Source organism: Elusimicrobiota bacterium (assembly GCA_041658405.1).
Lineage (GTDB): Bacteria > Elusimicrobiota > UBA5214 > JBBAAG01 > JBBAAG01 > JBBAAG01.
Genome location: JBBAAG010000001.1, coordinates 46,105 through 72,889, shown reverse-complemented (window position 1 = coordinate 72,889; position 26,785 = coordinate 46,105). Strand labels below are relative to the sequence as shown.

The 26,785-nt window shown below is 44.1% G+C and carries 28 protein-coding genes; 21 read left to right on the top strand and 7 right to left on the bottom strand.

Annotation, left to right across the window (positions count from 1 at the left end):
- Window positions 1-6 precede the first annotated feature (6 nt).
- Genes WC955_00310 through ilvB form a run of 11 tightly spaced genes read left to right on the top strand, consistent with a single transcriptional unit; the run spans window position 7 to window position 12,032 of the window.
- Window positions 7-501 (top strand): biotin/lipoyl-containing protein, encoded by a 495-nt coding sequence (locus tag WC955_00310; protein ID MFA5857487.1) that lies wholly within the window; start codon window positions 7-9, stop codon window positions 499-501.
- Window positions 502-534: 33 nt separating this feature from the next.
- Window positions 535-1,884, top strand: a complete 1,350-nt coding sequence (accC, locus tag WC955_00305) for an acetyl-CoA carboxylase biotin carboxylase subunit (GenBank protein ID MFA5857486.1) — start codon at window positions 535-537, stop codon at window positions 1,882-1,884.
- Window positions 1,885-1,916: 32 nt separating this feature from the next.
- Complete coding sequence (locus WC955_00300) at window positions 1,917-2,510, top strand: D-sedoheptulose 7-phosphate isomerase (protein ID MFA5857485.1); 594 nt, start codon at window positions 1,917-1,919, stop codon at window positions 2,508-2,510.
- A complete protein-coding gene (locus WC955_00295) occupies window positions 2,491-2,976 on the top strand; it encodes an adenylyltransferase/cytidyltransferase family protein (protein MFA5857484.1) in 486 nt (161 codons plus the stop codon). The genes WC955_00300 and WC955_00295 overlap by 20 nt, the downstream gene beginning before the upstream one ends.
- Window positions 2,960-3,412, top strand: coding sequence for a thiamine-phosphate pyrophosphorylase (locus WC955_00290; protein MFA5857483.1), 453 nt, complete (start codon window positions 2,960-2,962; stop codon window positions 3,410-3,412). Before WC955_00295 ends, WC955_00290 begins: the two co-directional genes overlap by 17 nt.
- A 21-nt stretch (window positions 3,413-3,433) precedes the next feature.
- A complete protein-coding gene (gene thiC / locus WC955_00285) occupies window positions 3,434-4,714 on the top strand; it encodes a phosphomethylpyrimidine synthase ThiC (GenBank protein MFA5857482.1) in 1,281 nt (426 codons plus the stop codon).
- Complete coding sequence (gene thrB / locus WC955_00280; protein ID MFA5857481.1) at window positions 4,704-5,657, top strand: homoserine kinase; 954 nt, start codon at window positions 4,704-4,706, stop codon at window positions 5,655-5,657. Before thiC ends, thrB begins: the two co-directional genes overlap by 11 nt.
- A gap of 36 nt (window positions 5,658-5,693) precedes the next feature.
- Entirely contained in the window at window positions 5,694-6,917 is a 1,224-nt protein-coding gene (locus WC955_00275; GenBank protein MFA5857480.1) for an aspartate kinase, read from the top strand.
- Between the two features lie 20 nt (window positions 6,918-6,937).
- Window positions 6,938-8,536 (top strand): citramalate synthase, encoded by a 1,599-nt coding sequence (cimA, locus tag WC955_00270; GenBank protein MFA5857479.1) that lies wholly within the window; start codon window positions 6,938-6,940, stop codon window positions 8,534-8,536.
- Window positions 8,520-10,268 carry a dihydroxy-acid dehydratase gene (ilvD, locus tag WC955_00265; GenBank protein ID MFA5857478.1) on the top strand — a complete coding sequence of 583 codons (1,749 nt, stop codon included), beginning with the start codon at window positions 8,520-8,522 and terminating at the stop codon, window positions 10,266-10,268. The genes cimA and ilvD overlap by 17 nt, the downstream gene beginning before the upstream one ends.
- 36 nt (window positions 10,269-10,304) lie before the next feature.
- The gene (gene ilvB / locus WC955_00260) at window positions 10,305-12,032 is read left to right on the top strand and encodes a biosynthetic-type acetolactate synthase large subunit (GenBank protein MFA5857477.1); all 1,728 of its coding nucleotides are present in this window, start codon (window positions 10,305-10,307) and stop codon (window positions 12,030-12,032) included.
- 11 nt (window positions 12,033-12,043) lie between these two features.
- Here the strand turns inward: ilvB and WC955_00255 are convergent, their stop codons facing one another.
- Genes WC955_00255 through WC955_00245 form a run of 3 tightly spaced genes read right to left on the bottom strand, consistent with a single transcriptional unit; the run spans window position 12,044 to window position 13,498 of the window.
- Window positions 12,044-12,508, bottom strand: coding sequence for a hypothetical protein (locus WC955_00255; GenBank protein MFA5857476.1), 465 nt, complete (start codon window positions 12,506-12,508; stop codon window positions 12,044-12,046).
- Window positions 12,509-12,991 (bottom strand): hypothetical protein, encoded by a 483-nt coding sequence (locus WC955_00250; GenBank protein ID MFA5857475.1) that lies wholly within the window; start codon window positions 12,989-12,991, stop codon window positions 12,509-12,511.
- Between the two features lie 9 nt (window positions 12,992-13,000).
- Window positions 13,001-13,498, bottom strand: coding sequence for a thioredoxin family protein (locus tag WC955_00245; GenBank protein MFA5857474.1), 498 nt, complete (start codon window positions 13,496-13,498; stop codon window positions 13,001-13,003).
- A gap of 112 nt (window positions 13,499-13,610) precedes the next feature.
- On the opposite strand from WC955_00245, the gene WC955_00240 reads away from it, so the two are divergent.
- Genes WC955_00240 through WC955_00220 form a run of 5 tightly spaced genes read left to right on the top strand, consistent with a single transcriptional unit; the run spans window position 13,611 to window position 18,156 of the window.
- Complete coding sequence (locus tag WC955_00240; GenBank protein ID MFA5857473.1) at window positions 13,611-14,909, top strand: phenylacetate--CoA ligase; 1,299 nt, start codon at window positions 13,611-13,613, stop codon at window positions 14,907-14,909.
- 31 nt (window positions 14,910-14,940) lie between these two features.
- The gene (locus tag WC955_00235) at window positions 14,941-15,369 is read left to right on the top strand and encodes an ACT domain-containing protein (GenBank protein MFA5857472.1); all 429 of its coding nucleotides are present in this window, start codon (window positions 14,941-14,943) and stop codon (window positions 15,367-15,369) included.
- Between the two features lie 5 nt (window positions 15,370-15,374).
- Window positions 15,375-16,988 carry a thiamine pyrophosphate-dependent enzyme gene (locus WC955_00230; protein MFA5857471.1) on the top strand — a complete coding sequence of 538 codons (1,614 nt, stop codon included), beginning with the start codon at window positions 15,375-15,377 and terminating at the stop codon, window positions 16,986-16,988.
- Complete coding sequence (locus tag WC955_00225; protein MFA5857470.1) at window positions 16,985-17,563, top strand: indolepyruvate oxidoreductase subunit beta; 579 nt, start codon at window positions 16,985-16,987, stop codon at window positions 17,561-17,563. Before WC955_00230 ends, WC955_00225 begins: the two co-directional genes overlap by 4 nt.
- Before the next feature lie 2 nt (window positions 17,564-17,565).
- Window positions 17,566-18,156, top strand: coding sequence for an NAD(P)H-dependent oxidoreductase (locus WC955_00220; GenBank protein MFA5857469.1), 591 nt, complete (start codon window positions 17,566-17,568; stop codon window positions 18,154-18,156).
- A 5-nt stretch (window positions 18,157-18,161) separates the two neighbouring features.
- Here the strand turns inward: WC955_00220 and WC955_00215 are convergent, their stop codons facing one another.
- On the bottom strand, window positions 18,162-18,470 hold the full coding sequence (locus WC955_00215; protein ID MFA5857468.1) for a hypothetical protein: 309 nt from the start codon (window positions 18,468-18,470) through the stop codon (window positions 18,162-18,164).
- A gap of 128 nt (window positions 18,471-18,598) precedes the next feature.
- Between WC955_00215 and WC955_00210 the strand changes: the two genes are divergently transcribed.
- The 5 genes from WC955_00210 to WC955_00190 all read left to right on the top strand — a co-directional run bounded on the left by WC955_00210 (window position 18,599) and on the right by WC955_00190 (window position 23,375).
- Complete coding sequence (locus WC955_00210) at window positions 18,599-19,432, top strand: alpha/beta hydrolase (protein ID MFA5857467.1); 834 nt, start codon at window positions 18,599-18,601, stop codon at window positions 19,430-19,432.
- A 61-nt stretch (window positions 19,433-19,493) separates the two neighbouring features.
- Window positions 19,494-20,702: an aldo/keto reductase gene (locus WC955_00205; protein MFA5857466.1), complete on the top strand. Its 1,209-nt coding sequence runs from the start codon at window positions 19,494-19,496 to the stop codon at window positions 20,700-20,702.
- Between the two features lie 100 nt (window positions 20,703-20,802).
- A complete protein-coding gene (locus tag WC955_00200; protein ID MFA5857465.1) occupies window positions 20,803-22,107 on the top strand; it encodes a phenylacetate--CoA ligase in 1,305 nt (434 codons plus the stop codon).
- A gap of 37 nt (window positions 22,108-22,144) precedes the next feature.
- Entirely contained in the window at window positions 22,145-22,576 is a 432-nt protein-coding gene (locus tag WC955_00195) for an ACT domain-containing protein (GenBank protein ID MFA5857464.1), read from the top strand.
- A 1-nt stretch (window position 22,577) separates the two neighbouring features.
- Window positions 22,578-23,375, top strand: coding sequence for an amidohydrolase family protein (locus tag WC955_00190; GenBank protein ID MFA5857463.1), 798 nt, complete (start codon window positions 22,578-22,580; stop codon window positions 23,373-23,375).
- A 9-nt stretch (window positions 23,376-23,384) separates the two neighbouring features.
- On the opposite strand, the gene WC955_00185 is transcribed toward WC955_00190, so the two are convergent.
- The 3 genes from WC955_00185 to WC955_00175 are packed head-to-tail and all read right to left on the bottom strand — an operon-like array spanning window position 23,385 to window position 26,752.
- Window positions 23,385-24,983, bottom strand: a complete 1,599-nt coding sequence (locus WC955_00185) for a CTP synthase (protein MFA5857462.1) — start codon at window positions 24,981-24,983, stop codon at window positions 23,385-23,387.
- A gap of 12 nt (window positions 24,984-24,995) precedes the next feature.
- On the bottom strand, window positions 24,996-25,148 hold the full coding sequence (locus tag WC955_00180; GenBank protein ID MFA5857461.1) for a hypothetical protein: 153 nt from the start codon (window positions 25,146-25,148) through the stop codon (window positions 24,996-24,998).
- A gap of 14 nt (window positions 25,149-25,162) precedes the next feature.
- Window positions 25,163-26,752: an FMN-binding glutamate synthase family protein gene (locus WC955_00175; protein ID MFA5857460.1), complete on the bottom strand. Its 1,590-nt coding sequence runs from the start codon at window positions 26,750-26,752 to the stop codon at window positions 25,163-25,165.
- Between the last annotated feature and the right edge of the window lie 33 nt (window positions 26,753-26,785).

Sequence of the window (26,785 nt, the reverse complement as noted above, 5' to 3'; positions counted from 1 at the left end):
ATTTTTATGGAATTAGACAACGTAAAAAAGTTTGTGGAGCTCGTAAAAAATACTGATATTGAAGAATTGCGCTGGGAAAATGGGAGTACAAAGATAAACTTCCGCCGTGCAAAAGATTCCGCAGCTCTTGCGGCGGAAGCTCTGGAGAGAGAGTTAGACGAAAAAGCGCGGCAGCAGAAAGACAAGGATAAAGCGGAAGAAGCTGCGGAAGAAAAGGTTGAATCCCCGAAAAGCGGGATGATAAAATCACCGATTGTCGGCCGGTTTTTCCGGTCACTCACTGACCGTCCCCCGATGGTACTTGAAGGCGACCATATAACCCCGGGGCAAAAGGTTGGTATCATAGAAACAATGAAGCTTAATAAAGACGTTATGTCGAATGTAAAAGGTAAAATCATTAAAATTATGGTAGAAAACAGCAGTCCTGTGGAGTACGGGCAGGATCTGTTCGAAGTAGAATTCACCGCGGATAACGGTGATAAGATTGACGATAAAAAGTGATAGTATCCCAAAACAAACTAAAAGGAACCTATTATGTTTAAAAAAGTGTTAATAGCCAACCGCGGAGAAATAGCAGTACGAATCATCCGTGCGTGTAAGGAGTTGGGGATAAAGACCGTGGCAATACATTCCGATGCCGACCGCGAGTCGTTGCATGTAAAACTTGCGGATGAATCTATTTGCATAGGCCCGGCACCTGTAACTGAAAGTTATCTTAATTACCCGAGTATAATCTCAGCTGCGGAGATCAGTGGTGCGGATGCTATTCATCCGGGCTACGGTTTTCTTGCGGAGAATACGCAGTTTGCCGGTATCTGCGCGGACTGTAATATCAAATTTATTGGCCCGTCAAAAGACGCGATACTTAAGATGGGTGATAAGATTCAAGCACGTGAAACCGTAAAAAAAGCAGGTGTACCGGTAGTACCAGGGACTGATGGCCCGATTAATGCTGACGACCCCAATCTTTTGAAGATCGCGAAAAAGATTGGGTTCCCATTAATGGTGAAAGCCCGTGCAGGCGGCGGCGGAAAGGGTATGCGTGTCGTTCAAAATGAAGAAGCGTTGAATAACGCATTACTTACTGCCCAGGCGGAAGCAAAGTCAAGTTTTGGTAATTCTCAGGTATACCTTGAAAAATATATTGAAGAACCACGGCATGTGGAGTTCCAGATTGTTGCAGATAAATTCGGGGAGACAAGATATCTCCCGGAACGCGATTGTTCAATCCAGCGTCGGCACCAGAAATTAGTGGAAGAATCACCGTGTCCCGCGGTGGACAGCAAGCTCAGGGAACGTATGGGCCACGCGGCGATACGCTGCGCAAAAACCGTGGGGTACACAACCGTCGGGACAATAGAGTTTTTATTGGATAAAGAAAAAAACTTTTATTTTCTTGAAATGAACACCAGGATACAGGTGGAACATACTGTCACTGAGATGATCACCGGGCTTGATCTTGTAAGGATGCAGATCCGTCTCGCTGCAGGTGAAAAACTGGAAGTTGGAAGTTTAAATACACGTATGCTAGGGCACGTGATTGAATGCAGGATTAACGCTGAAGACCCTGACCTTGATTTTATACCGTCACCGGGTAAAGTTACGCAGTTTATCCCCCCCGGCGGTCCTGGGGTAAGAGTTGATACGCACCTATACAGCGGGTACACCATACCGTCTTTCTATGACAGTTTACTCGCAAAACTTATTGTTATTGATAAAGACCGTAAACGCGCAATTGACCGGATGCGCCGCGCGTTAGGCGAGTTTGTGATTGAAAACGTAAAGACCACGATTCCGTTCCATATAAAAGTCATGAATGACGAAAAGTTTCAGGCAGGGAAGGTCAGTACAGACTTTGTACAAAAACGTATACTTTCGCAGTAAACACTGCGCCGGAAGGAATAAATATTATTTTTATGCGGTTAACAGTTAAAGAAAAGAAAAAAGTTGTGCTAACAAGTCTTTCCTCAAGTATTGATGTATTCAAGCATACACAGGACAATTGTGTGGATGACATTGTGCGTATAGCCGGGTTGATCTCGTGTTGCTTAAAGAACAAGCGTAAAGTCATGTTTTTCGGTAACGGCGGGTCAGCGTGTGATTCTCAGCATCTATCCGCAGAACTTGTCGGGCGGTTCCAGCGCACGCGTCGCGGGTTACCGGCTTTGGCTTTAAACTGCAACACCGCAGTACTTACCGCACTGGTGAACGACCTGGGAATAAAACAAATGTTTGCCCGCCAGGTTGAAGCTCTAGCAGAGAAAGGCGATGTTGTGATCGGCCTTTCCACCAGCGGCAATTCTGTTAACGTTATTCACGGGCTGAAACAGGCACGGAAACAGGGTGCTGTGACGGTAGGATTTACTGGTAAGTCCGGCGGAAAAATTGGTTCAATGGTGGATGTCTGCCTGAAAATCCCGTCAGATGTAACAGCAAGGATACAGGAAGGGCATATTGCAGCGGGGCATATTATTTGCCAGTTGGTAGAAGATGAACTGGTGGAAAAGTAAACTTATCCCCCTGCGGGAAATGGTAACGCTTACCCGGCGGTATAAACGCGCGGGGAAGCGGGTAGTGTTTACAAACGGATGTTTTGATATACTGCATACCGGGCATTTACAGATTTTTTACCGGTGCAAGCAATTAGGCGATATCCTGGTAGTCGGTTTGAACTCAGATAAATCAGTCTGCAGGATAAAAGGCCCGAAGCGGCCTGTAGTTCCGGAACTTGACCGCGCAAAAATGCTTGCCGCACTAACCCCCGTGGATCACGTGGTGGTATATAACGAAGACACACCGGAGAAAGTTATCCGCGCATTGGTACCGGATATCCTGGTAAAAGGCGGGGACTGGAAGTATAACGACATTATAGGCCATGATATTGCAGGGGAAACTGTACGGATAAAAGTTATTGCCGGGAAATCCACCACTGGCATTATTAAAAAAATACTGAACGCATATGGGAAAAAAAAGTAGTAAGTATTACCGATTAATTGACGCAAACTTTAACCGCGCGAGAGAAGGCTTACGCGTGGTGGAAGATACAGTACGGTTTCTGGCGGATAACAAAAAGGTTGTGAATGATCTCCGCAGGTTAAGGCACAGGGTTAGCAGGATAGGTTCTGCGGTGTATAACCTGTTAATCACCACGCGGGATAGCGATGGTGATGTTGGTAAAGAATTTACATCAACAGGATTTGAAACGCTGCACGAACTGGTGACCAGCAATTTTCGCCGTGCACAGGAAGCGGTTCGTGTTTTAGAAGAGTACAGCAGGTTATTATCTCGTGACGCAGTGAGTGACCTGCAAAGAATAAGGTTCAGGCTTTACAGCCTAGAGAAACAGGTGGTGAAACTTATTAACATTAATAAAGTTAAACCCCGGCGGCGTAAAAAAAGCAAGGTAATATAGGGAAGGATTGGTTGTAATAATATGGAAAAAATATCTGATATACTCAGTAAAAAATGTAAAGTAAACCTTACTGCCGTTGCAAAAACGGAAAACATTGACGTAAAAACACTAATCTCGCGTATTAACCGCGGGACTGTGGTTATAACCAACAATATTAAAAGAAAAATGAAAACTCCTTCCGCAGTAGGTGAAGGGATGAGTACAAAGGTTAATGCCAATATCGGAACTTCGACTGATTGTTCATCAATTGAAAAAGAACGCGAGAAACTCGCAGCGGTTGTTGCAGCAAAAGCTGATGCCGTGATGGATCTTTCCTGCGGGGGTAACCTCAACAAAATCCGTGCTATGGTAATAAAAGAATCACCGATTCCTGTAGGTACAGTCCCGGTTTACCAGGCAATTGTTGAGACATCACGCAGAGGTTTACCCGTCCACAAAATGGATCCGGAAACCTTATTTTCCGCGCTTGAACGCCATGCGAGTGACGGCGTAGATTTTATGACGGTACATTGCGGGGTTACACTCTCAACTGTGAAGAGGTTGAGAAAACATAAACGTATCTGCGGGATAGTAAGCCGTGGCGGTGCGTTTCTCGCAGGATGGATGCTTGCGAATAATAAAGAGAATCCGTTATACCAGAACTTTGAACGAGTACTTGAAATTGCGAAGAAATATAATGTTACCCTGAGCCTGGGTGACGGTTTACGCCCGGGTGCATTAGCGGATGCTGATGATAATGCTCAACTATCTGAACTACACATTTTAGCGGGAATGGTTACTGCCGCGAGGAAAGAAGGAGTGAGTGTCATAGTTGAAGGCCCGGGGCATATGCAATTAGATAAAATAGTTCCACACGTGAAACTACAAAAACGCCTTACGCATAACGCGCCATATTATCTTCTGGGACCGTTAGTAACAGACATCGCACCGGGGTATGATCATATAACTGCAGCTATCGGCGGTACTGTAGCCGCTGCAGCAGGTGCGGATTTTATTTGTTATGTAACTCCGGCGGAACATCTGCGGTTGCCTGATATTCAGGATGTACATAACGGTATCATAGCTGCGCGTATTGCCGGCCACGCAGGTGATATAGCAAAAGGATTAAAACCGGCATTTGAGTGGGACAAAAAATTTTCTAAAGCACGGAAAAACCTTGACTGGGCAACCCAGGAAAGGTTAGCGATAGATCCGCGTAAAGTACATGAGGAACGCAGTAAGTCGGTACCGAAGGATAAAGAAGTCTGCACAATGTGCGGCACATTTTGTGCAATGCGGGAAATAAGCAAGTATGGGATTTAAACGTGCGGTAAGAGTTACAATCCCCGCAACCAGCGGTAATCTCGGGTCAGGGTTTGACTGTCTGGGCATGGCGGTGGGCTTATATAATACCGTTGATGTGGAGATCGATACTTTATCCCCCTCCGTGAAAAAAGGTGGAGTGGTGCTTAAGAATATCCATATCCTGGGTGAGGGTTGTGAAAGCATTTCGAAGACACAGGATAACGTGGTATTCACCGCTATCAAAGTTGCACTAAAAAAAGCGGGGATACATTCTGCAGGGGTAAGCCTTAAGCTTGTGAATAACATACCGGTAACCCGCGGGTTAGGCAGCAGCGCTGCGGCAAGAGTAGGCGGTATTACCGCGGTAAACGCGGTGTTGAATGACAGGTTTACAACTGAAGATATTATTAATATGGCATCTAAACTTGAAGGGCATCCGGATAATGTTGTCCCTGCAATTGTCGGAGGAGTGTGTTTGTCATATATAGAAGACAAAAAGATCGGGTACATAAAGTTTGACAAAATAAAAAGTAAAATTTATGCCATAACGTGTATACCGGGATTTGAACTCACGACGAAGAAAGCACGGGCGGTATTACCAAAAAATATACCTATGCGTAACGCTGTGTATAACTGTGCAAGAGTAGGTATGGTAACCACAGCGTTTATAACTGGTAATCTGCGATTACTGGATTTTGGGATGAGAGACAAACTACACCAACCATACCGTTCAAAACTTATCCCCGGTTTTTATAAAGTTTATGCTGCAGCAAAACGTGCCGGCGCAATGGGTGTCGCGCTCAGCGGCGCTGGCCCGACAATGCTGGCAGTAACGGAAAGTAAGAAAACAGGGAGTATCATCGGTGAGCGTATGGTATCAGCGTGGAAAAAGTATAATGTTCTTGCGTCGTATAAAGTGTTGGAGATAGATGATACAGGGTATAGGGTGGAAAAAGTTTAGGATTATTTTATTTATCAGGAGTACCGTTAAAAGATTATGGCACTTATTGTAATGAAATTCGGCGGTTCATCCGTCGCGGATACTGTTAAAGTAAAACATGTAGCATCACGGGTTATTGAAGTACAAAAACGCGGAAATAAGGTAGTAGTTGTAGTTTCCGCTCCGGGAGACATGACAGACGACCTTATCGCAAAAGCGAAGGAGATTACAGAGAACCCGTCCGACCGTGAGATGGATATGCTGCTTGCAACGGGTGAACAAGTATCAATCGCATTATTAGCGATGGCAATCCGTGAACTCGGGCAGGAATCAATCTCATTAACCGGCCCGCAAGCAGGTATTTATGCGGACCGTACTCATACAAAAGCAAGGATTACGCGGATTATACCCACAAAAATTTATAAGGAATTACAAAAAAATAAAATTGTCATAGTTGCAGGTTTCCAGGGACAAAACCCCAACCGCGATATAACAACTCTTGGACGGGGAGGTTCTGACCTTACGGCTGTAGCATTAGCCGCGGCATTGAAAGCGGATGAATGCGAAATATTTACTGACGTCAAAGGCGTGTATACCACCGACCCGCGGGTAGTACCTGACGCGCGGAAGATTGATGCTATAAGTTATGACGAAATGCTTGAGATGGCAGGTTCCGGCGCGCAGGTAATGCAGGCACGGTCAATTGAAGTAGCAAAAAAATATAATGTTGTTCTGCATATACGCTCAACATTTTCTACGGAGAAAGGTACAATTGTTCGCAGGGAGGTAAATAATATGGAAGAAGTAGTAGTCTCCAGCGTTGCGTTTGATAAAGACCAGGCAAAACTGTCAATCACTGACTTACCGGATAAACCCGGTGTTGCAGCTAAGATTTTTAGCGAGCTTGGGAAAGCTAATATTATGGTAGATATGATCATACAATCTGCCGCACAGGACCGTTCTAACGATATATCGTTTACGGTATCAAAACATGATTTGGATAAAGTTTTACCGATACTCGCGAAATTAAAAAAAGAAATCGGTGCAAAAGATGTTCTCTGTGATAAAGACGTTGCAAAAGTTTCAATCGTAGGGGTTGGCATGCGCAGCCATGCGGGTGTCGCTGCAAAGATGTTCAGTGCCCTGGCAAAAGAAAAGATTAATATTGAAATGATCTCCACCAGCGAGATAAAGATTTCGTGTATGGTAGACAGCGCGGATATTATACACGCAGTGAGAGTTTTGCATGAAGCATTTGGCCTTGCTAAACGCCAGGGATGAAACAGGGAATTATTTGATATATGAAAACCAGCAAGATATCCGTCTTTGATGTAACCCTACGTGACGGCGCACAGGCTCTGGGGGTGTCGTTATCAGTAGAAGATAAAATAAAAATATTACTCGCATTAGACAAGTTCGGGATTGATTACGTAGAAGGCGGATGGCCGGGCTCAAACCCGAAAGACAGCGAATTTTTTGTACGTGCAAGGACGGTAAAACTTACCCACGCGAAAGTAGTTGCGTTTTGTTCCACCCGGCATAAGGATAATAAACCGGAGAACGACCCTAACCTTATTGCCACGGTGAACGCCAAAACTGCGGTGGCAAGTATATTCGGTAAATCCTGGGCGCTGCATGTAACTCACGCGTTAAAGACTACATTAGAGAACAACCTTTGTATGGTCCGTGATTCAATCGGGTTCCTCAAAAGTAAAGGTATGGATGTTATCTTTGATGCGGAACATTTTTTTGATGGTTTCATCAATAACCGCGAGTACGCTGTGGAAGTCCTTAAAACCGCGGCATCCGCGGGTGCAGTAAATCTTACTTTGTGTGATACTAATGGCGGTATGCTCCCGGGGCAGATACAGGATATTATGCGGTACGTACGCATGCAGGTACGCTGTGTACCGCTTGGCATACACGCGCATAATGATTCCGGCTGCGGGATAGCGAACAGTGTTACCGCTGTTATGGAAGGCGCAACGCTTGTCCAGGGAACGATTAACGGTTATGGCGAACGCTGCGGGAATGCCGATCTCTGTGCGATACTGCCGAACCTGCAGATAAAACTCGGGTATAACTGTGTATCCCCCGAAAAAATTATGAACCTGACAGAACTTTCGAGGTATGTTTCGGAGATAGCAAATATGGTCCCCAATGATTACCAGCCGTATGTTGGTACCGCAGCGTTTGCGCATAAGGGCGGTATCCACGCGAGCGCGGTCAGCCGGCATACAGGAACCTATGAACATATAAAACCGGAGGATGTTGGGAATACAAGAAAAATTCTTATCTCCGAATATTCCGGGAAAAGTAATGTCCTCCAAAAAATGACGGACTTAAAATTGAGTAACGGTAAAGATGATGATACCGCAAAAAAAGTGTTGAATACCGTAAAAAATTTGGAAAAACAAGGGTATCAATTTGAAGCAGCAGAGGAATCGTTTGAATTATTACTGCGTAAAACATTGAAACAGTATGTCCCGTTATTTGACCTGGAAGGCATGCGGGTGATCATTGAGAAAGAAGAAAAAGGCGGGTGGAGGTCGGAAGCTACGGTTAAAGTTAAAGTTAACGGCCAGACAGAACATACTGCCGCGGATGGCGACGGGCCGGTAAACGCGCTGGATACTGCGTTGAGGAAAGCATTAGCCAAGTTTTATAAAGAACTCGCGGATATGAGCCTGTCAGACTTCAAGGTACGTGTGATTGACGCAAAAGCCGGTACCGCAGCGAAGGTGCGTGTGTTAATAGAATCACGTGATAGAAAAGACACCTGGACTACCATAGGAGTATCAGAAAACATTATTGAAGCGAGTTTAATAGCGTTAGTAGATGCAATTGAATACAAATTATTGAAGAAGAGGGGAGAGTTTGGAAATGTCAGGAAAAAATAGTAAGAAAAGTGTTAAGTCATCAAAAAAAGCGGGTACTGTGCAGACAGGTAAGGACGAAAAAAAACTGGTACCGTCATTTAACAGCCGTGCGGTGAAAGAAGGATATCAACGCGCACCGCATCGCGCGTTATTATATGCTACAGGATTGACTAAAGGACAGATTGATAAACCGTTTGTTGGTATAGCGTCGAGTTTCAGTGACCTCGTACCGGGACATATAAACATACGTGATCTTGAACGCTGGGTAGAACGGGGAGTTGCCGCTGCAGGCGGGACACCCTTTATTTTTGGCTTACCCGCAATCTGTGACGGTATTGCCATGGGACACGAAGGCATGAGTTATTCATTACCCAGCCGTGAATTAATCACGGACTCCATAGAATGCGTTGCACGCGCACACGGGCTTGACGGGCTGATACTCCTGACAAACTGTGATAAAATAACCCCGGGTATGCTTATGGCAGTTGCACGGTTGAATATACCATCAATCGTAGTTACTGCCGGGCCGATGCTTGCGGGTTTTCATGCGGGTAAACACAGGTCTTTAGTACGCGATACATTTGAGGCGGTAGGGTTGTACTCCGCCGGGAAAATGGATGACGCTGCACTATCCGCAGTGGAAATCTGTGCATGTCCCGGTGCGGGCTCATGCCAGGGATTATACACTGCCAATACTATGGCGTGTTTAACTGAAGTAATGGGTATGAGTTTACCGGGTTGCGCAACAGCGCCGGCGGTCTCTGCAAAGAAACGGCGTATTGCCTATGATTCCGGTATGCGTGTGGTGGAACTCATAGAAAAACAAACGTTACTCCCAAAACGTATAATGACGGAGAAAGCGTTTAATAACGCTATTATGGCGGACATGGCGCTTGGCGGGTCAACAAATACGGTTCTTCACCTTCCGGCAATCGCGCGTGAATGCGGGATAGAGTTACCATTAAAAAAGTTTGATGATATCTCAAGAACAACCCCCAATATTGTTCGTCTTGAACCCGCGGGGGATGTGTATATGGAAGACCTTGACCGCGCAGGCGGTATTTCAGCGGTACTATCAGTCTTAAAAAGTAAACTAAACACCGCAGCTACTGTCAGTGGCAGGGATATAACAGAAATCGCGGCGAGTGGTAAAGTCTTGGATCCCGAGATTATTAGATCATTAAATAATCCGTTTGGTAAACAAGGCGGGATTGCGATACTCCATGGCAATCTCGCACCGGATGGCGCGGTAGTAAAACAGTCCGCTGTTAAAGATAAAATGCTTACATTTACAGGTAAAGCCAAAGTGTTCAACAGCGAAGCTGATGCAATGAAAGCTATCACTGACAAAAAAATTGATAAAGGCGTTGTAATAGTTATCCGGCATGAAGGACCGAAGGGCGGGCCGGGTATGCGTGAAATGTTATCCCCCACCTCCGCAATTGTAGGGATGGGCTTATCTGAATCCGTAGCATTAATTACTGACGGCAGATTCTCCGGTGGTACCCGCGGTCCGTGTATCGGGCATATTTCTCCGGAAGCTGCGGATAACGGGCCGATCGCAGTGGTTGAGGACGGTGATATGATAACAATTGATATCCCAAACCGTATGCTTACTGTACGGCTGACAGATGCGGATATAAAAATCCGTACAGCAAAAGTTAAACCGTTACAACCAAAGGTACGCACGGGCTATCTTTCGCGGTACGCAAAACTTGTATCTTCAGCAAATACCGGCGCGGTGTTGAAATAGGAATTATGGAATAAGGCAGGGAAAGAATTTATTTTTATGGAAAAAACTGGCTCAGAGATTTTAGTTGAATGCTTAACAAAAGAAGGCGTGGATATAATGTTTGGTATCCCCGGCGGAGTATTACTTCCGATATTTGACGCGCTTTATGGTTCCAAAATAAAACTCATCCTTACCCGTCATGAACAAGGCGCAGCGCATATGGCGGACGGTTATGCGCGTTCAACAGGAAAAGTAGGTGTTTGCATTGCAACTTCCGGCCCGGGAGCTACAAATCTTACAACCGGGCTTGCTACGGCGTATATGGATTCCATCCCGATGGTAGCAATTACAGGCCAGGTTGCGACGAATCTTATTGGTAATGACGCGTTCCAGGAAGCTGATACCACGGGTATAACACGGCCTGTTACAAAACATAATTATCTGGTGAAGGACGTAGCGGACCTCGCAAGAGTTATACGTGAAGCATTCTATATCGCAAAAACCGGCCGCCCGGGCCCTGTGCTGATTGATATACCAGTAGACGTTTCCCGGCAGAAAACTAAGTTTGTATACCCGGAAAAAGTTGAACTCCGGTCGTATAAACCAAACTATACAGGCCATCCTGTGCAGATAAAACGTGTTGCTGATGCGATTGCATCATCAAAACAGCCGGTGCTTTATATAGGCGGCGGTGTCATCGCATCGAATGCAAGCGCTGAACTATTGGAACTCGCGGAAAAATGCGAGATCCTGGTTACCTCAACACTGATGGCAATCGGCGCGTTCCCTCCGGATCACGAACTATCCCTTGGCATGCTTGGTATGCATGGGATGTACTGGGCAAACCACGCAATGCAAAACTCAGACCTCATAATTGCAGTAGGGTCAAGATTTGACGACCGGTGTACGGGTAAACTCACAGCGTTCGCGCAAAAAGCTAAGATTGTGCATATTGACATTGATCCTACATCAATCTCAAAAAATGTTAAGACCGATATCCCTGTGGTAGGCGACTGCAAAGTTGTACTCAGTGAACTCAACAAAATCGTAGCTAAGACAAAGCATGTGGAATGGTTAAAACAAATTAATAAATGGAAAAAAGAACAGCCATTGACTTATACACAAGACAATAAACTGCGCCCGCAGTATGTTGTGGAACAAATATCAAAACTTACCAACGGCGAAGCTGTTGTTACAACCGAAGTCGGGCAGAACCAAATGTGGGCCGCGCAGTTTTATCAGGCGAAGAAACCGAGATTATTTATTTCCTCCGGCGGGTTAGGGACTATGGGCTATGGTTTTCCCGCAGCGATCGGCGCGAAGTTTGCGTTACCTGACAAAACCGTGATTGATATCGCAGGGGATGGAAGTATTCAGATGAACATCCAGGAACTCGCAACTGCGGTATTAAACAAAACAAATGTTATAGTTGTAATACTAAACAACACATATCTCGGGATGGTACGCCAGTGGCAACAGTTATTCTACGGGAAACGCTACTCCGCTGTGTGTTTACACAAAACGGACAGTTGTTCCCCCAAATGCGACGGGCCGAATCACGGCTGTCCTGCGCTGGTCCCTGATTTTGTTAAACTCGCGGAAGCGTATGGTGCAGTGGGTATCCGTGTAGATAAAAAAGAAGACGTAGTAAAAGCATTGAAGAAAGCGTTAGCAGTAAAAGATAAACCTGTAATTATTGATTGCTGGGTGGAGAAAGAAGAAAACGTGTTCCCGATGGTACCTGCCGGTGCGGCATTAGATGAAATTATGACGCATCTGGCGTAAGGTTTGTACGGTTACCCTTTTTCAATTTTTGCTATGAGCATCTTGCGGTGATCAACCGTTTGCTTAATAATATCGTTAATCATTACGTTATATTCCGGAACTTCAGTTTCGATAATTTCCACATAATTCTTTTCAAGTAACGAACTTTCAATATTCCGTGCAACGAAGTACATAGAATGCCTAATCATTTTACCGGATTTAAGGTTTTCCATTGTATTACTGATCCCTTTTATTATTAAGTCAACCGATTCAATCTTAAATTCATGCTTAAGTTTATATTTATTCGGTTCATGTTCTATCATTTGAAACATTTTTTCTAAATTTGCTGCATGTTTAGCTTCTTCACCCGCGATTGAAATCCAGAATTCCTTATCTTCCTTCCACACTCTCGCACAATGAAGGTATAGCTCGCCGATTTTTACTTCAGCTTCCGCCATTTTTTTCATCATCTCACGTAACGCGTTTAAGTTTTCCATTCAGCATCCTCTTTTACAGGAAATGTTTATACGGTCTATCAACATTTTCCTGTGTTCAAATGTTTCCTCCACGATACGGTTCATCAACTCTTTGTATTTTAGGTCTAGCGTATCAATAATCTCAACATATTTTTGTTCAATTACCGAGTTTTCAAAATCGCGGGCAATAAAAAGCATATTGTCTTTAGTAATCTCATCCTTGTTCAACCGTTCAATGTTTTTCTTCACGAATTTAATCATAGTTTCAACTGCGGTAATGTTAAACGGACGGTTGTAGCTAAATTTGTTGGGATTCGTTATTATCATATCCATCATCTGCTGAAGGTATTCGGCATGCTTAGCCTCTGTTCCCGCGATGTCAATCCAAAAATGTTTATCTTCCTTCCATTTATTGGCGCAGAGAAGGTACAGTTCGCCGACTTTCATCTCGGCTTCCTTCATTTTATTCATTACTTCTAACAGCGACTGGATGTTGGTAGTCATAGTAGCGGCTTACTTAACCCCGTACCGTTTAAATGTTTTCACAACTTCGTCCGCGGGGAAGTATCCTACGTGGCGGAATACTTCATTCCCGTCTTTATCAAGAAATACCTGGGTAGGAATACCGAGAATGTTATACTTATGCGCATAGGGCGTACCTTCTGCTGAACGTACATCAATAAAGACAAAATTAACCTGCCGGCCATACTTTGCGTCAAGTGTGTACAACACTTTTTCCATCATTTTGCATGGGATACAATTTGTTGAGCCAAGTTCAAGCATTGTAAGAGAATAATCCGTGTTTGTGCTTTTACGTACAAAATATTTTGGTTCTTCCTGTTTTACGGTTGATGTAGATATTTTTACTGCAGCGGGTTTAACCTTTTTAATTCCGGGTTTTTGTTCTACTGCGGGTAATAGACCGGTATAACCCAGCAATATTATTATTGTTAGAAATAATGTACACATTTGTTTTACTGTACAGACAGACAGCTGATTAATACGTTTCATAATAATAATTTTACTACTTTTTGTACGCTTTTTGTCAAGAAAGCATAAGTTGTTAATAACCCGCATATTTTATAAAATATTAAGTTATTAACCAAAAGGAAGGGTTGTTAAAATGTACTGGCAGCAGGAATATGAAACAATACCGCGCAAAAAACTTGAGGCGTTACAGATACAGTTACTCAACAAAACTGTAAAACACGCAAAGAAGTCAGAGTTTTACCGTGATAAACTCAAAACCTTCCCGGCAGATGGAATAAAAACAGTTAAAACAATACAATCCCTGCCATTCACCGTGAAAGACGACCTGCGGAACAGTTTTCCTTACGGTATGCTTGCGGTAAATATTCAATCTGTTATTCGGTTACATTCCTCGTCAGGTACTACCGGCAATCCTACTGTCGTGTATCACACACGGAAAGATATAGATAACTGGGCTACACTGATCGCCAGATGTATGTACATGTCCGGGGTACGTGATACCGACGTGTTCCAGAACACTATGGGTTACGGTTTATTCACTGGCGGGCTTGGGTTCCATTACGGTGCGGAAAAGATTGGGATGCTTACAATCCCGATCGGGCCGGGGAATAGTAAACGCCAAATATGGTTTATGCAAAAGTTCGGGACTACAGTTATGCATATTCTTCCCTCCTACGCATTACGGCTAACTGATGTATTTAAAGAACTCAACCTCGACCCAAAGAAAGACGTTAAACTACGTATTGCCTTCATCGGCGCAGAACCGCATAGCGAGGAAATGAGGAAACAAATTGAGAATCTTTATGAAATAAAATGTTATAACTCCTACGGGTTAAGCGAAATGTGCGGGCCCGGGATTGCATTTGAATGCTCGCATCAAAATGGTATGCATCTATGGGAAGACCATTTTTATCCGGAAATCATTAACCCGGATACCTGCGAAGTCCTTCCCGACGGGGAAGAAGGCGAGCTTGTATTAACCACGCTTCAGCGCCAGGCAATGCCGCTGATACGCTACCGCACACGCGATCTCACACATATAATATCTACCCGCTGTTCCTGCGGGCGGACACACCGCAGGATCGCAAGGATTACCGGGCGTAGTGACGATATGCTTATCATCAACGGGGTAAACATTTTCCCGATACAGATTGAACGCACAATCCTGCGTATACCCGGTGTGGGCAATAATTATATTATTGAGTTAACAAAAGAAAGTTTTATGGATAAACTTATCATCAAAATTGAGATCAACGAAAACATTTTCCGCGGAACGTTGACAGAACTTGAACAAATCCAGCGTAAAGTGACGGAAGAACTTAGGTCCGAGCTCGGGTTGAACCCTATTGTCCAGCTGGTTGAACCTAATAGTTTACCCGCAGCGGAAGGTAAAGCCCAGCGGGTATATGATTTCAGAAAAAAAAGTGTATAAAATAATTTATCGGAGGTAAAATAAAACATTTATGGCGTATCACTTATCGATCTTCGTAGAGAATAAACCTGGAAAAATTGAAAAAATAACTAAAGTTCTTGCGGATAACGGTATCAACCTCCGTGCGATTACTCTCGCAAGTACGGGCGAGTACGGTGTGCTAAAACTGTTGGTTAACAATCCCGATCTCGCGTATGACAGGCTTAAACAAAACAGTATTGCGGTATCAAAACGAAAAATTATTATTGCAGTAATCGACGACCAACCCGGCGGGATGTTCAACCTCTTATCCGCGATGTCGAAAAACAATATTAACCTCGAGGATTGTTACGGGTTTGTGTTGGAAGACAAGAAACAGGCGGCAATTATTATGGAAGTTGAGAAGTATCCCGAAGCCGAGACTGTATTAGCAGCCGCCGGGATAAAACTGTTGCCGGAAAACGAACTGGAAAGTTTTTAATACATATGGAAAAAGTGTTGTTGTCAGGTAATGAAGCGTTTGCGCGGGGCGCGTATGAAGCCGGTGCGACAGTAGGTGTTGGTTATCCCGGTACACCATCAACGGAAATCCTAGAAAACTTCAAATCCTACCCCGGGGTTTATACCGAATGGTCTATAAACGAGAAAACAGCGATGGAAGTAGGTATTGGAGCAGCATTAGCCGGCGCACGGACCATCGTTACGATGAAGCATGTCGGGCTTAATGTCGCAGCGGACCCGTTGTTTACTTCAGCTTATATCGGCGTCAACGCCGGGCTTGTTATCATTGTTGCGGACGATCCTGACATGCACTCGTCGCAAAACGAGCAGGATAGCCGGCATTACGCGGTTGCTGCGAAAGTGCCGATGCTTGAACCTTCTGATTCACAGGAAGCGAAAGAATTTATCCTTAAAGCGTTTGAGTTAAGCGAAATGTTTGACACGCCGGTACTAGTCCGTGGTATCACGCGGTTGTCACACGGGCGAAGTGTCGCGACACTGTCCAACCCGTTGACACCGGTTAAACCATCAGGGTTTGTGAAAAACCCGAAGAAGTACGTGATGATTCCTGTATATGCGCGGGCACGGCATGTACTTGTAGAAAAACGGTTAACCGCACTGGCAGAATATGCTGAAACGTGTAAACTTAATCATGAGGAAATTAACAATAACAAAATCGGGATCATAACTTCCGGGATTTGTTACCAATACGTCAAAGACTCTTTACCACCAACAGTTTCCATCCTCAAACTCGGGATGGTAAACCCGTTACCAAGAAAACTTATCACCGCGTTCTGCACGAAGATGGAAAAAGTCTTTATCGTCGAAGAACTCGACCCGGTGGTTGAACAGCAAATCCGGGCGTGGGGTATCACAAACGTTGTTGGAAAAGACATGTTCCCCATACTTGGCGAGTACAGCCCGGCGTTGGTAAAACAATGCGTTACCGGCGAGAAAATGCCGGCGAAACTGCAAGTGTCAATCAACATCCCCCCGCGGCCGCCGCAGTTATGCCCGGGATGCCCGCATCGCAGCGTGTTCACGGTATTACACGAACTGGGGTTAACAGTGTCAGGCGATATTGGGTGTTACACCCTCGGCGTGCTTCCCCCGTTCAACGCGATGGACACTTGCATTGAGATGGGCGCGAGTATCGGAGTGGCGCAAGGAATTGAAATCGTAGAATCGCGGGATAAAGAATCCGGCGTTGTTGCAGTCCTGGGTGACTCAACATTTGCGCATAGCGGAATTACAGGTCTTGTGAATGCAGCGTATAATAAACGCCATTTGCTGATCATCGTGTTGGACAACGGTACTACTGCGATGACCGGGCTGCAACCTAACCCGTTATCAGGGACGCGGATCGACGGAACAGAAACTGTTGCCATTGACTATCACGCGTTAGGAAAAGCGGTTGGGATCGGGGAAGGTAACGTCAAAATTGTTGGTGCGTATGACATGAAAACCCTGAAATCTGTAATACAGTCATTGCTCGCAACGAAAAAACTGGCGTTACTTGTCGTCAAAGATCCGTGTATGATACTCAAACGCAAACATGCAAAACATAAAGACATTAAAGATGCGGGAAAAACTATATGACAACCACAAATATTAAGGTAACGAATATCCTGTTCTCCGGAGTTGGCGGGCAAGGGATTATCCTTGGAAGCGATATTATATCGTTAGCCGCGATGTACTCCGGGTTTGACGCAAAGAAAAGCGAAATCCACGGGATGTCGCAACGCGGCGGGTCGGTATTCTCACATGTACGGTACGGTAACAAAGTATATTCTCCCGTGATCCCCGAAGGACAGGCGGATATCCTCGTCGCGTTGGAAGAAATGGAATCGCTCCGGTGGCTTGAGTATGTTTCACCAAAAACTGCGGTGGTGTATGTCAAATACCGTGTCTTACCGGCAAACATTGAGAAGTATCCTGAAGGTATTGACGCGGAACTACGCGCACGGTTCGCCAAAGTCGTGGCAGTTGATCCAAAAGAGTTGACACAAAAAATTGGTAACCAAAAATATCTTAACGTCGCGATCCTGGGCGTAATCGCCGAAATGCTCGAAGGTATTACCTCCGATGCGTGGAAGTCAGCGATCACCGCGTTGGTTCCAAAAAGTACTGATGCCGCCAACCTCGCTGCGTTTGAAATTGGAAAACAAATATAGTAATGAAAATAACCGTTATCCTTGGCCATCCCGGGAAAGAAAGTTTTAACCACGCGATTGCTACTGCTGCGGTAGAACAATTAATCACCGCCGGGCACTCCGTCACTTTCCACGACCTATATACGGAAAAGTTCGACCCCATACTCCCGTTAGACGAAATTCCAAAACACGGGAAAGTTGACCCAAAAATTCAACAGTACTGCACCGAAATCGTTGACGCAGACGGCCTCGTAGTTGTACACCCCAACTGGTGGGGCCAACCCCCGGCAATTGTTAAAGGCTGGATTGACCGCGTGCTCCGTGCAGGAGTAGCGTACGAGTTTGTTGAAGGAGATAACGGCGCGGGCTTGCCAAAAGGACTACTCAAACTCCGCGCTGCGGTTATATTCAACACCTCAAACACGCCGGGCGAGAGGGAACACACTGTGTTTTGCGACCCGCTGCAGTTAACCTGGAAAAACTGTATTACCGATTTGTGCGGTGCAAAAACGTTTTACCGTACAACCTTCAGCCCGATTGTTGATAGTACATTGGAACAACGTAAAAAGTGGTTGATTGAAGTTAGGAATGTTGTAGACAAACAGTTTAAGTAACTTATTTACTTAAAATACGCGAATAACGCAGCCATCACAGCGACCTGACCAATCCAAAACAGGAACATCCAGCGTATCATCTCGGTTTTTGATGCGCTGATTTTGTCGTTAAGTTCAACCCGCAGCTCAGCCATCTCGGTAGTAAACCGAACTTCGAGGCCTCTAAGATCTTGTTTTGTCGCTAATACATTCAATTGGTGCATTTCGTTTTCTTCCAACGCGTATTCTATTGCTTCCGACACTGCCCGCGCAGTTTTTTCATCAACTTTTTCGCTCAACATTTCATACATTTTCAAAGTGTTAACAATCGCCATCGTAATCGTCCCTTCCCCAAAATTTCCTCAACCCGGCCATTTGTCGATATAAGTAGTATAACCAACAAGTTGCCAAAAGTCAATGCAACACGTGGAATATGATAATATATACAATGGGATGAACGAACATGTTGTATAAAATAAAAAATATTATATTATTTTCAGTATTGAACATCTTTATTGTTTTTATAAACAACGCTTCTTCTGAAACTGTCAAACAAAACGGCGGTATATCTACTACCAGAATAGAATTTAAGCTTATTCACCGGTCCACTCCCACCGTAGTGTTTGAAACCGGCCTGGGTGCGACAATGGAAAGTTTTAATAAAACCGTCAACGAAATTGGGAAAACCAACACAGTATTCGCGTACAACCGTCCCGGGTACGGGAAAAGTGCGAAACATTCTACCTCCCGTACCGGAGCAACAATCGTAGACGAGCTCCGCGCGTTTCTGCAGAATAAAGAATTGTACCCGCCTTACATTTTGGCTGGCCATTCAGTAGGCGGGTTGTACATGCAGCTTTTCGCAAGGAAGTATCCCGATGAAATCGCGGGGCTTATTCTCATTGACCCGACTCATCCCACACAGTTTGAAAACGTTGGTGCGATAGAAAACCAACCGAAACTCGTACAGTTATTGTTCAACCTTTGGCTTTCTCCTGCGGCAAAAGCGGAGTTTGCAGAACTCAAAAATACCGGAACGGAAGTCTTGAGTTTACCAACACCAAACAACATACCCATTATAATTCTTAGCGTTGAAGACAAGGGGAACACCGAGCTCGCTCGGTTCACAAATAATAAACGTAAAGATTTCTCGCGCCTATATCCAACCAGCAAGCAGATATGGCTTTCCGGTAGGCACGACATTCCGCGGCAAAACCCAGGAGCTATCACTTATGCGATCCGCGATATATTGGAAAAACTCCGCAGGAAGTATGATAAGATATTGAACAATGATTAACAAAAGTCTAAACAACGCATATTCGTAGTATTAGAAAAACATTTTGTAAAGGCAGGTCTATATGAAATACCGCAAGCTTGGAAGTTTACCGTGGGAAGTATCGGCGTTAGGGTTCGGATGTATGCGTTTACCGACCTCCGGGTTTCTCAAACGGGTAGACGAAAAGTATGCAATTGAAATTATCCGTCACGGGATTGACCTCGGGATAAACTATGTGGATTCCGCGTGGTTGTACCATTTTGGGCAAAGCGAGCAGGTGTTGGGGAAAGCGTTACGCGACGGTTACCGCGCAAAAGTTAAAATTGCAACCAAACTACCGGTGTTCATGACAAACACCGCTGCTGATTTCGACAAGTTTCTCAACAGCCAGCTTAAACGGTTGCAGACGGATTGTATTGACCTTTACTTATTCCACATGCTGGACAACGGCGCGTTTGAAAAAATGAAGAAACTCAACCTGCTCGATAAAATGGAAGCAGCGAAGAAACAGGGCAAAATCAAGCATATAGGGTTCTCCATACACGACACGTTACCGGTATTCAAAAAAATTATTGACCATTACGCTTGGGATATGACGCAGATACAGTATAACTATATGGACACCGGAATCCAGGCGACTACTGAAGGGTTGGAGTACGCGTACAAAAAAGGGATTGCTGTTGTTGTGATGGAACCTCTCAAAGGCGGACAGCTGGTGAACCCGCCGAAGGAAGCCGTTGATGTAATGTCCCGTTCAACAATTAAACGTTCGCCGGTAGACTGGGCACTACAATTTTTGTGGAACCGCCCGGAAGTTGCGTGTGTCCTCAGTGGTATGGGTAACAAAAAAATGGTAGACGAAAACTGTGAATGTGCTGACACGTCGGGTATCGGGAGTTTGTCAGCAGAAGAAAACGCGGTGATCACCGAGCTTGCTGCGATTTATCGTAAACAAATCGTAGTACCTTGTACCGCATGCCAGTACTGCATGCCCTGCCCGTCAGGAGTGAACATTCCGCAAAACTTTGCGTTGCTCAACAACCGCGGAGTTGACCACCGGGGTACTGTCGGCAACCGTATAACACAATGGCTTATCTACAGCAAGTACCGCGGACTCTCAAAAAAACGCGGACGGCCGGGAAAAGACGGGAAATTTGATACTAACGGCCGCGCGTCGTTGTGTACCCGTTGCAACAAATGCGTGCCAAAATGCCCGCAGCATATACAAATACCTGATGAACTACAAAAAGTTATTGCAGTATTTGAAAAAGGCAAGCGCGGCACATTATAGGTATTAACATTTACGCAAATATTTACTAAAATGCTTTTTAATAGCGCGACAAACTTGAACGTATATATTTTTCAATGTATAAAAGGAGCGTTGTAACATTATGACTACCATTTGGGATGAAAAACATGAAACTATGCCAAGGGCGGAGATGTCCGAACTGCAAGGCAAACGGTTGGCAAGTATTGTCAACACCGTGTATAACAAAGTAGAGTTTTACCACAAAAAATTTGATACTGCCGGAGTTAAACCCGAACAAATAAAGTCATTAGACGATATCCAAAAATTGCCGTTCACCACAAAAACCGATATGCGCGAAGTATACCCCTGGGGCTTACTCGCAGTGGATAAATCCGAGATTATCGAGATCCACACATCTTCAGGGACAACGGGAACGCCAGTAGTGGATGCTTATACGCGTAACGACATAGCGTTATGGGCAGAGGTTATGACACGTACTCTTGTCCTTGGTGAAGTAACAAAAAACGATATTATCCAAAACGCGTACGGGTATGGATTATTCACCGGCGGGCTTGGGATCCACCATGGCGGGTTAAACCTAGGCGCAACTGTGATCCCTATTTCCGGAGGTAATACCAAGCGCCAGTTACAGGTACTTCGCGATTTTAAACCAACCGTTCTCACATGCACACCATCCTATGCGCTGTACTTAGCGGAAGCCGGACGTGAAGAAGGTATGGACTTTAAAAAAACTTCATTGCGGGTAGGATTCTTCGGTGCGGAACCGTGGAGCGAAAATATGAGAAAAGAGATAGAAGCAAATCTTCATATAAAAGCCTTGGACATCTTTGGCCTGACCGAAATCATTGGCCCCGGTGTGGGTAATGAGTGCATACACCAATGCGGCATCCATTTGTTTGAAGACGTTTTTTATCCAGAAATAATTAACCCGGAAACCGGTAAAGTATTACCTGACGGCGAAAAAGGCGAACTTGTGTTCACAACGTTAACCAAAGAAGGTACCCCGGTGATACGCTACCGCACAAGAGATATCACGTTTTTGAACCACGAAAAGTGTAAATGCGGGCGTACATCTGTACGGATGAACCGTATCCTTGGCCGTACGGACGATATGCTGATTATCCGCGGAGTAAACGTTTTCCCATCGCAGATCGAGGAAGTATTACTTAAACTTGAAGGCATTGAACCGCATTACCAGCTTATCGTTGACCGCAGGGAGCATCTTGACGTACTTGAAGTACAGGTCGAGATGAACGACAAACTTTTCTCAGATGAAATAAAAAATCTTGCAGGTATAGAGAAAAAAATTGAGTCCGAACTATACAAAACATTGAATATTCACACAAAAGTAAAACTTGCGGAACCAAAATCTATTCCCCGCAGTGAAGGCAAAGCAAAGCGTATAGTAGATAAACGTACGATATAAATAATTGAACAATAAAACAAAAAGGAGAACGGATTAAATGAACATAAAACAAGTATCGGTGTTTATTGAGAACCAAAAAGGCAGGCTCGCGGAAGTAACAAAAGTCTTAGCGGATAATGGTATCAACATCCGCGCACTAGCTTTGGCGGATACCGCTGATTTCGGTGTCCTGCGGTTGATTGTAAATGATACGGAAAAATGCGTTGCTACGCTGAAGAAAAACAATTTTGTTGCGCAAGTAACCGAAGTAACCGCTGTTGAAGTTGACGACCAACCCGGCGGTCTTGCGAAAATGCTGTCCCTTTTTGATAAACAGGGGATCAATGTTGAGTATATGTACGCTACGGTTGAGAAAAAAAGTGATAGAGCGATTGTGGTGTTCCGGTTTGATAACCCGAAATCCGCACTGGAAACGTTAAAGAAAAACGGTATTTCTATTGTTACGGAAGATATCATAAAAAACCTGTAATATGCTGATAGATATCCACGCGCATATATTCCCGGATAAAATAGCAAAACAGGCAGTTGAAAAACTCTCGCAGGCAACCGGCGGCGAAAAGTATTACAGCGACGGTACACTTACGGGATTACAAAAGTTAATGCAGGCACACGGTGTAACATTATCAGTCAACCAGCCCGTAGCAACTGCACCGGAACAGGTTGAAGCGATTAACCGTAAGATGATCACTACCAACCACCATCACAGCAATGTCACCTGTTTTGGAGCAATGCATCCCGACTACCCGAACCCTGCAGCGGAACTTGAATTTATTGCAAAAAACGGGGTTAGAGGTATTAAACTTCATCCGGAATACCAGGACTTTTATCCGGATGACGATATGCGGTTATACAAAATATACGACGCGTGTGTAAAATATAACCTCATAATCCTTATTCACGCAGGAAGAGACATCGCGTATGCTGATGTCCACGGAACACCGGAACGGTTAAAACCTATTACTGAGATAAAGGGATTAAAACTTATCCTCGCGCATCTCGGCGGGTGGCGTATGTGGGACGATGTAGAAAAACATTTAATTGGCACCTCCGCGTATTTTGATACCGCGTATGTCCAGGAAATGGACCGCGTGCAGATGAAACGTATTATCCTCAACCACGGCGCGGATAAAATACTTTTTGGTACAGACTCCCCGTGGGAAACTGCGGAACATATGAAATCCATCTTTGACGGATTAGGGTTATCAGCAGACCAGCTCGAAAATATTTACTACAAAAACGCGCAGGCATTACTGGGAATAAAAAAGTAAGTCATATTATTATTTACCAGCGAAAGAAACTGACGCTTTAATAAAATCCCTGAATAACGGCTGAGGTTTAGTAGGCCTTGATTTGAACTCCGGATGGAACTGTACTCCCACAAACCACGGATGATCTTTTAACTCAATAATTTCAGCCAAATGTTTTTCTTCATACTCACCCGTAATATTCAATCCGTTATCCATCAACTGTTTTTTAAATGTATTATTGAATTCATACCTATGCCTGTGGCGTTCATATACCAATTCATTTTTGTATGCCTTAAATGCTAGAGAGCCTTTCTGGATTTTACATCGGTACTGCCCCAACCGCATAGTCCCGCCTTTATTAAACAATTTTTTTTGTTCTTCCATCATGTCAATCACAGGATACGGTGTATTTATATTAAACTCGGTACTATTAGCATTTTTTAATTTACAGACATTCCTTGCGAATTCTATAACTGCACACTGCATTCCCAGGCAAAGGCCAAAATACGGCACCTTATTTTCCCGGGCATACCGGACTACTTCAAGTTTACCCTCAATCCCTCTGTCTCCAAACCCACCGGGAACAAGTATACCGCTAACATTCTTTAATACCTCTGCGAGGTTATCCTTTTCTACATCCACATACTTTATATTGATCTTAACTCCATTAGCTATAGCTCCGTGTGTAAGTGCTTCCCATATACTCTTATATGCATCTTTTAAGTGCGTATATTTACCGGCAATAGCAATATTAACTGTATTTTTACAGCTTTGTATTTTATCCAATAGGTTTTCCCATTCTGTTAAGTTACATACCCTGCCCTTTAAGTGAAGCATATCGAGTATCAGTTTATCTACGCCCTGGTGATAAAGCATAAGCGGTACTTCGTAAATACTGTATGCAACATCTTTTTCTTCAATTACAGCTTTTTCCTGGACATTACAGAAAAGCGCGATTTTCTTTTTCATCTCAGATGAGATAGTTTTTTCAGTCCGGCATACTATTATCTGCGGATCTATACCAATTTCTCTTAACTTAGCAACACTTTGCTGTGTAGGTTTTGTTTTAAGTTCTTCCGATGCGCGCAAGTATGGTATAAGGGTTACATGGACATAACACACATTATCCTGACCGAGGTCCATCTTCATCTGCCTGATTGCTTCCAAAAACGGCAGTCCTTCTATATCACCGGTGGTACCTCCTATTTCAACTATAACAACATCGTTGTTTTCACCCGATTTTTTTATCCGTGCTTTTATTTCATCTGTAACATGAGGAATTACCTGTACGGTACCTCCGAGAAACTCGCCTTTTCTCTCTTTTGTAATAATACTGTCATAAATTATCCCGCTGGTAAAATTACTTTCCTTCGTTACATTAATACCCATGAACCTCTCATAATGCCCCAGGTCAAGATCCGTTTCCGCACCGTCATCCGTTACAAACACTTCCCCGTGCTGGAAAGGGCTCATAGTACCGGGATCTATATTTAAATACGGATCGATCTTGATTATATTAACCTTAAGCCCGCAACTTTGCAGAAGGTTTCCTATGGAAGCAGCCGTGATACCCTTTCCTAGCGAAGAAACAACTCCGCCGGTAACAAAAATGTATTTAGATTTATTCATAAATAATAAAACTTATTTTACCTTTCCTTTCTTCACAGATTTTCTTTTTCCTTTAGACTTCTCTTCATAATCAGAAAATTCTTCGCATTGCAGTACAGCAACTTTTTTTGTGAACATACACTCTTTATCGTTGATACATGTACAGCACAATCCTTTTTTCTCCATAACACATTCTCCTTTCATGAATTCAAATATTTCTCAGCTTCTTCCCTGTATGCCTGCATCACATACGGAATACCAGAAATCTTTGTTGCCTCCTCTGTTAGTGACATAAGATCATTCCGGGAAATAGTAGAAATCCTAAAATTTCGGCTTCCCGCCATTAACTGCTGAAGCCCTACTTTTAATTTCTGTGCAAACGTAAACATCCCGACTGCACCCAAAGGCATGTTTTTAATTTCATCTCCATACTTCTTCTTTACTTCTTCGTAACATACAAACAATTCTTCGGGTGTACTACCGTATTTTGAGACTGTTTTCGGCAAATTATTTTCTTTTATCCAATTTTCAATATTTTTCCCTACCATCCCGGGAATCATAATTGCCCTTCCCATGCATACTGCTTTTATGTACGGACTGCCCATAGCAAGTGCTTTAAATACACCTTCCTCATTTGAAAATCCTCCGGCAATAGCGATATCGGGGACTCTCAACCCTTTTTTTGTTAACTTATCAGCAAATTCGTAAGTAAGAGCTTCAAGGTAAAATGTCGGTATTCCCCATTCATTCATCATAGACCACGGACTCATTCCGGTACCCCCGGGAGCGCCGTCTATTGTAAGCAAGTCTAGTTCAGCTTCAGAACCCCAGCGTAGCGCCATTGCGAGTTCTACCATTGAGTACGCACCGGTCTTTAATGTGATCCTCTTAAACCCCAGTTTTCTCAGACGATCGATTTCCTTCATAAACGATTCTTTATCAATAAAACCTAACCTTGAATGTCTTTCAAATTCCGTAATTGCACCATCATCAAATGCTGCCTGGATTTCAGGAAGTTCCGGGTCAGGGGTGACAATATACCCTCTTTTTTTTAGTTCAATAGCTCTTTCCAGGGATTTAACCTTTATCTCTCCGCCGATACATTTTGCGCCTTGCCCCCATTTTAACTCAATAGTTTCAAGTTTATGTTTATTCAGGATATATTCCGCTACGCCGAACCTTGTATCTTCAACATTCATCTGCACAAGAATTTCGCCGTATCCTTCGTTATATCTTCTATACACACCTATTCTTCTGTCCATATCCGGACATTTTGTTATTTTCCCAAAACTATCAAGTTCTAGTTCCGGATCGATCCCGCAGACATTTTCCCCGCAGACAAGGGTAATACCGGATATCGCAGCACCTACAGCAAAATGTTCCCAGTTTTTGCGTGCTATTTCCGTTGAACCCAATGCTCCTGTAAAAACAGGGATACGCATCTTAACTTTCTTACCCCACCCGTATTCTGTCTCCGTATTTACATCATGGAACTTTGTGGTATCAGGGTTAGCGGCAACACCTTCCGGCAATCCTTTTGCTCCTCTTGCATAACCCTGAATATTAAGGTGTGAATAATCAACAGGATAATCTTTATCAGCGCCACTGGTTACCTCACCAAACGGTCCCGGATAAAGAACTTCTCTGCCTCTGAAAGATGAAAGCCAGACTTCACACCCGCCTTTGCAACCATCAAGGCAGGTATTACACAAACCTGACATCGGTACAATACTTTTTGAACGGTTAAATGTTTTTGTTGCTTCATTACCATTCGGTTTCCTTAGATTCATAACGCTCCCCCTTTTATTAGCTACATACTTATA

What these genes read in the sequence shown, in the direction of transcription:
- WC955_00310 (MFA5857487.1), top strand. Translation starts at nt 7, where the DNA reads ATGGAATTAGACAACGTAAAAAAGTTTGTGGAGCTCGTAAAAAATACT.
- accC (MFA5857486.1), top strand. Translation starts at nt 535, where the DNA reads ATGTTTAAAAAAGTGTTAATAGCCAACCGCGGAGAAATAGCAGTACGA.
- WC955_00300 (MFA5857485.1), top strand. Translation starts at nt 1,917, where the DNA reads ATGCGGTTAACAGTTAAAGAAAAGAAAAAAGTTGTGCTAACAAGTCTT.
- WC955_00295 (MFA5857484.1), top strand. Translation starts at nt 2,491, where the DNA reads ATGAACTGGTGGAAAAGTAAACTTATCCCCCTGCGGGAAATGGTAACG.
- WC955_00290 (MFA5857483.1), top strand. Translation starts at nt 2,960, where the DNA reads ATGGGAAAAAAAAGTAGTAAGTATTACCGATTAATTGACGCAAACTTT.
- thiC (MFA5857482.1), top strand. Translation starts at nt 3,434, where the DNA reads ATGGAAAAAATATCTGATATACTCAGTAAAAAATGTAAAGTAAACCTT.
- thrB (MFA5857481.1), top strand. Translation starts at nt 4,704, where the DNA reads ATGGGATTTAAACGTGCGGTAAGAGTTACAATCCCCGCAACCAGCGGT.
- WC955_00275 (MFA5857480.1), top strand. Translation starts at nt 5,694, where the DNA reads ATGGCACTTATTGTAATGAAATTCGGCGGTTCATCCGTCGCGGATACT.
- cimA (MFA5857479.1), top strand. Translation starts at nt 6,938, where the DNA reads ATGAAAACCAGCAAGATATCCGTCTTTGATGTAACCCTACGTGACGGC.
- ilvD (MFA5857478.1), top strand. Translation starts at nt 8,520, where the DNA reads ATGTCAGGAAAAAATAGTAAGAAAAGTGTTAAGTCATCAAAAAAAGCG.
- ilvB (MFA5857477.1), top strand. Translation starts at nt 10,305, where the DNA reads ATGGAAAAAACTGGCTCAGAGATTTTAGTTGAATGCTTAACAAAAGAA.
- WC955_00255 (MFA5857476.1), bottom strand. Translation starts at nt 12,508, where the DNA reads ATGGAAAACTTAAACGCGTTACGTGAGATGATGAAAAAAATGGCGGAA.
- WC955_00250 (MFA5857475.1), bottom strand. Translation starts at nt 12,991, where the DNA reads ATGACTACCAACATCCAGTCGCTGTTAGAAGTAATGAATAAAATGAAG.
- WC955_00245 (MFA5857474.1), bottom strand. Translation starts at nt 13,498, where the DNA reads ATGAAACGTATTAATCAGCTGTCTGTCTGTACAGTAAAACAAATGTGT.
- WC955_00240 (MFA5857473.1), top strand. Translation starts at nt 13,611, where the DNA reads ATGTACTGGCAGCAGGAATATGAAACAATACCGCGCAAAAAACTTGAG.
- WC955_00235 (MFA5857472.1), top strand. Translation starts at nt 14,941, where the DNA reads ATGGCGTATCACTTATCGATCTTCGTAGAGAATAAACCTGGAAAAATT.
- WC955_00230 (MFA5857471.1), top strand. Translation starts at nt 15,375, where the DNA reads ATGGAAAAAGTGTTGTTGTCAGGTAATGAAGCGTTTGCGCGGGGCGCG.
- WC955_00225 (MFA5857470.1), top strand. Translation starts at nt 16,985, where the DNA reads ATGACAACCACAAATATTAAGGTAACGAATATCCTGTTCTCCGGAGTT.
- WC955_00220 (MFA5857469.1), top strand. Translation starts at nt 17,566, where the DNA reads ATGAAAATAACCGTTATCCTTGGCCATCCCGGGAAAGAAAGTTTTAAC.
- WC955_00215 (MFA5857468.1), bottom strand. Translation starts at nt 18,470, where the DNA reads ATGGCGATTGTTAACACTTTGAAAATGTATGAAATGTTGAGCGAAAAA.
- WC955_00210 (MFA5857467.1), top strand. Translation starts at nt 18,599, where the DNA reads ATGTTGTATAAAATAAAAAATATTATATTATTTTCAGTATTGAACATC.
- WC955_00205 (MFA5857466.1), top strand. Translation starts at nt 19,494, where the DNA reads ATGAAATACCGCAAGCTTGGAAGTTTACCGTGGGAAGTATCGGCGTTA.
- WC955_00200 (MFA5857465.1), top strand. Translation starts at nt 20,803, where the DNA reads ATGACTACCATTTGGGATGAAAAACATGAAACTATGCCAAGGGCGGAG.
- WC955_00195 (MFA5857464.1), top strand. Translation starts at nt 22,145, where the DNA reads ATGAACATAAAACAAGTATCGGTGTTTATTGAGAACCAAAAAGGCAGG.
- WC955_00190 (MFA5857463.1), top strand. Translation starts at nt 22,578, where the DNA reads ATGCTGATAGATATCCACGCGCATATATTCCCGGATAAAATAGCAAAA.
- WC955_00185 (MFA5857462.1), bottom strand. Translation starts at nt 24,983, where the DNA reads ATGAATAAATCTAAATACATTTTTGTTACCGGCGGAGTTGTTTCTTCG.
- WC955_00180 (MFA5857461.1), bottom strand. Translation starts at nt 25,148, where the DNA reads ATGGAGAAAAAAGGATTGTGCTGTACATGTATCAACGATAAAGAGTGT.
- WC955_00175 (MFA5857460.1), bottom strand. Translation starts at nt 26,752, where the DNA reads ATGAATCTAAGGAAACCGAATGGTAATGAAGCAACAAAAACATTTAAC.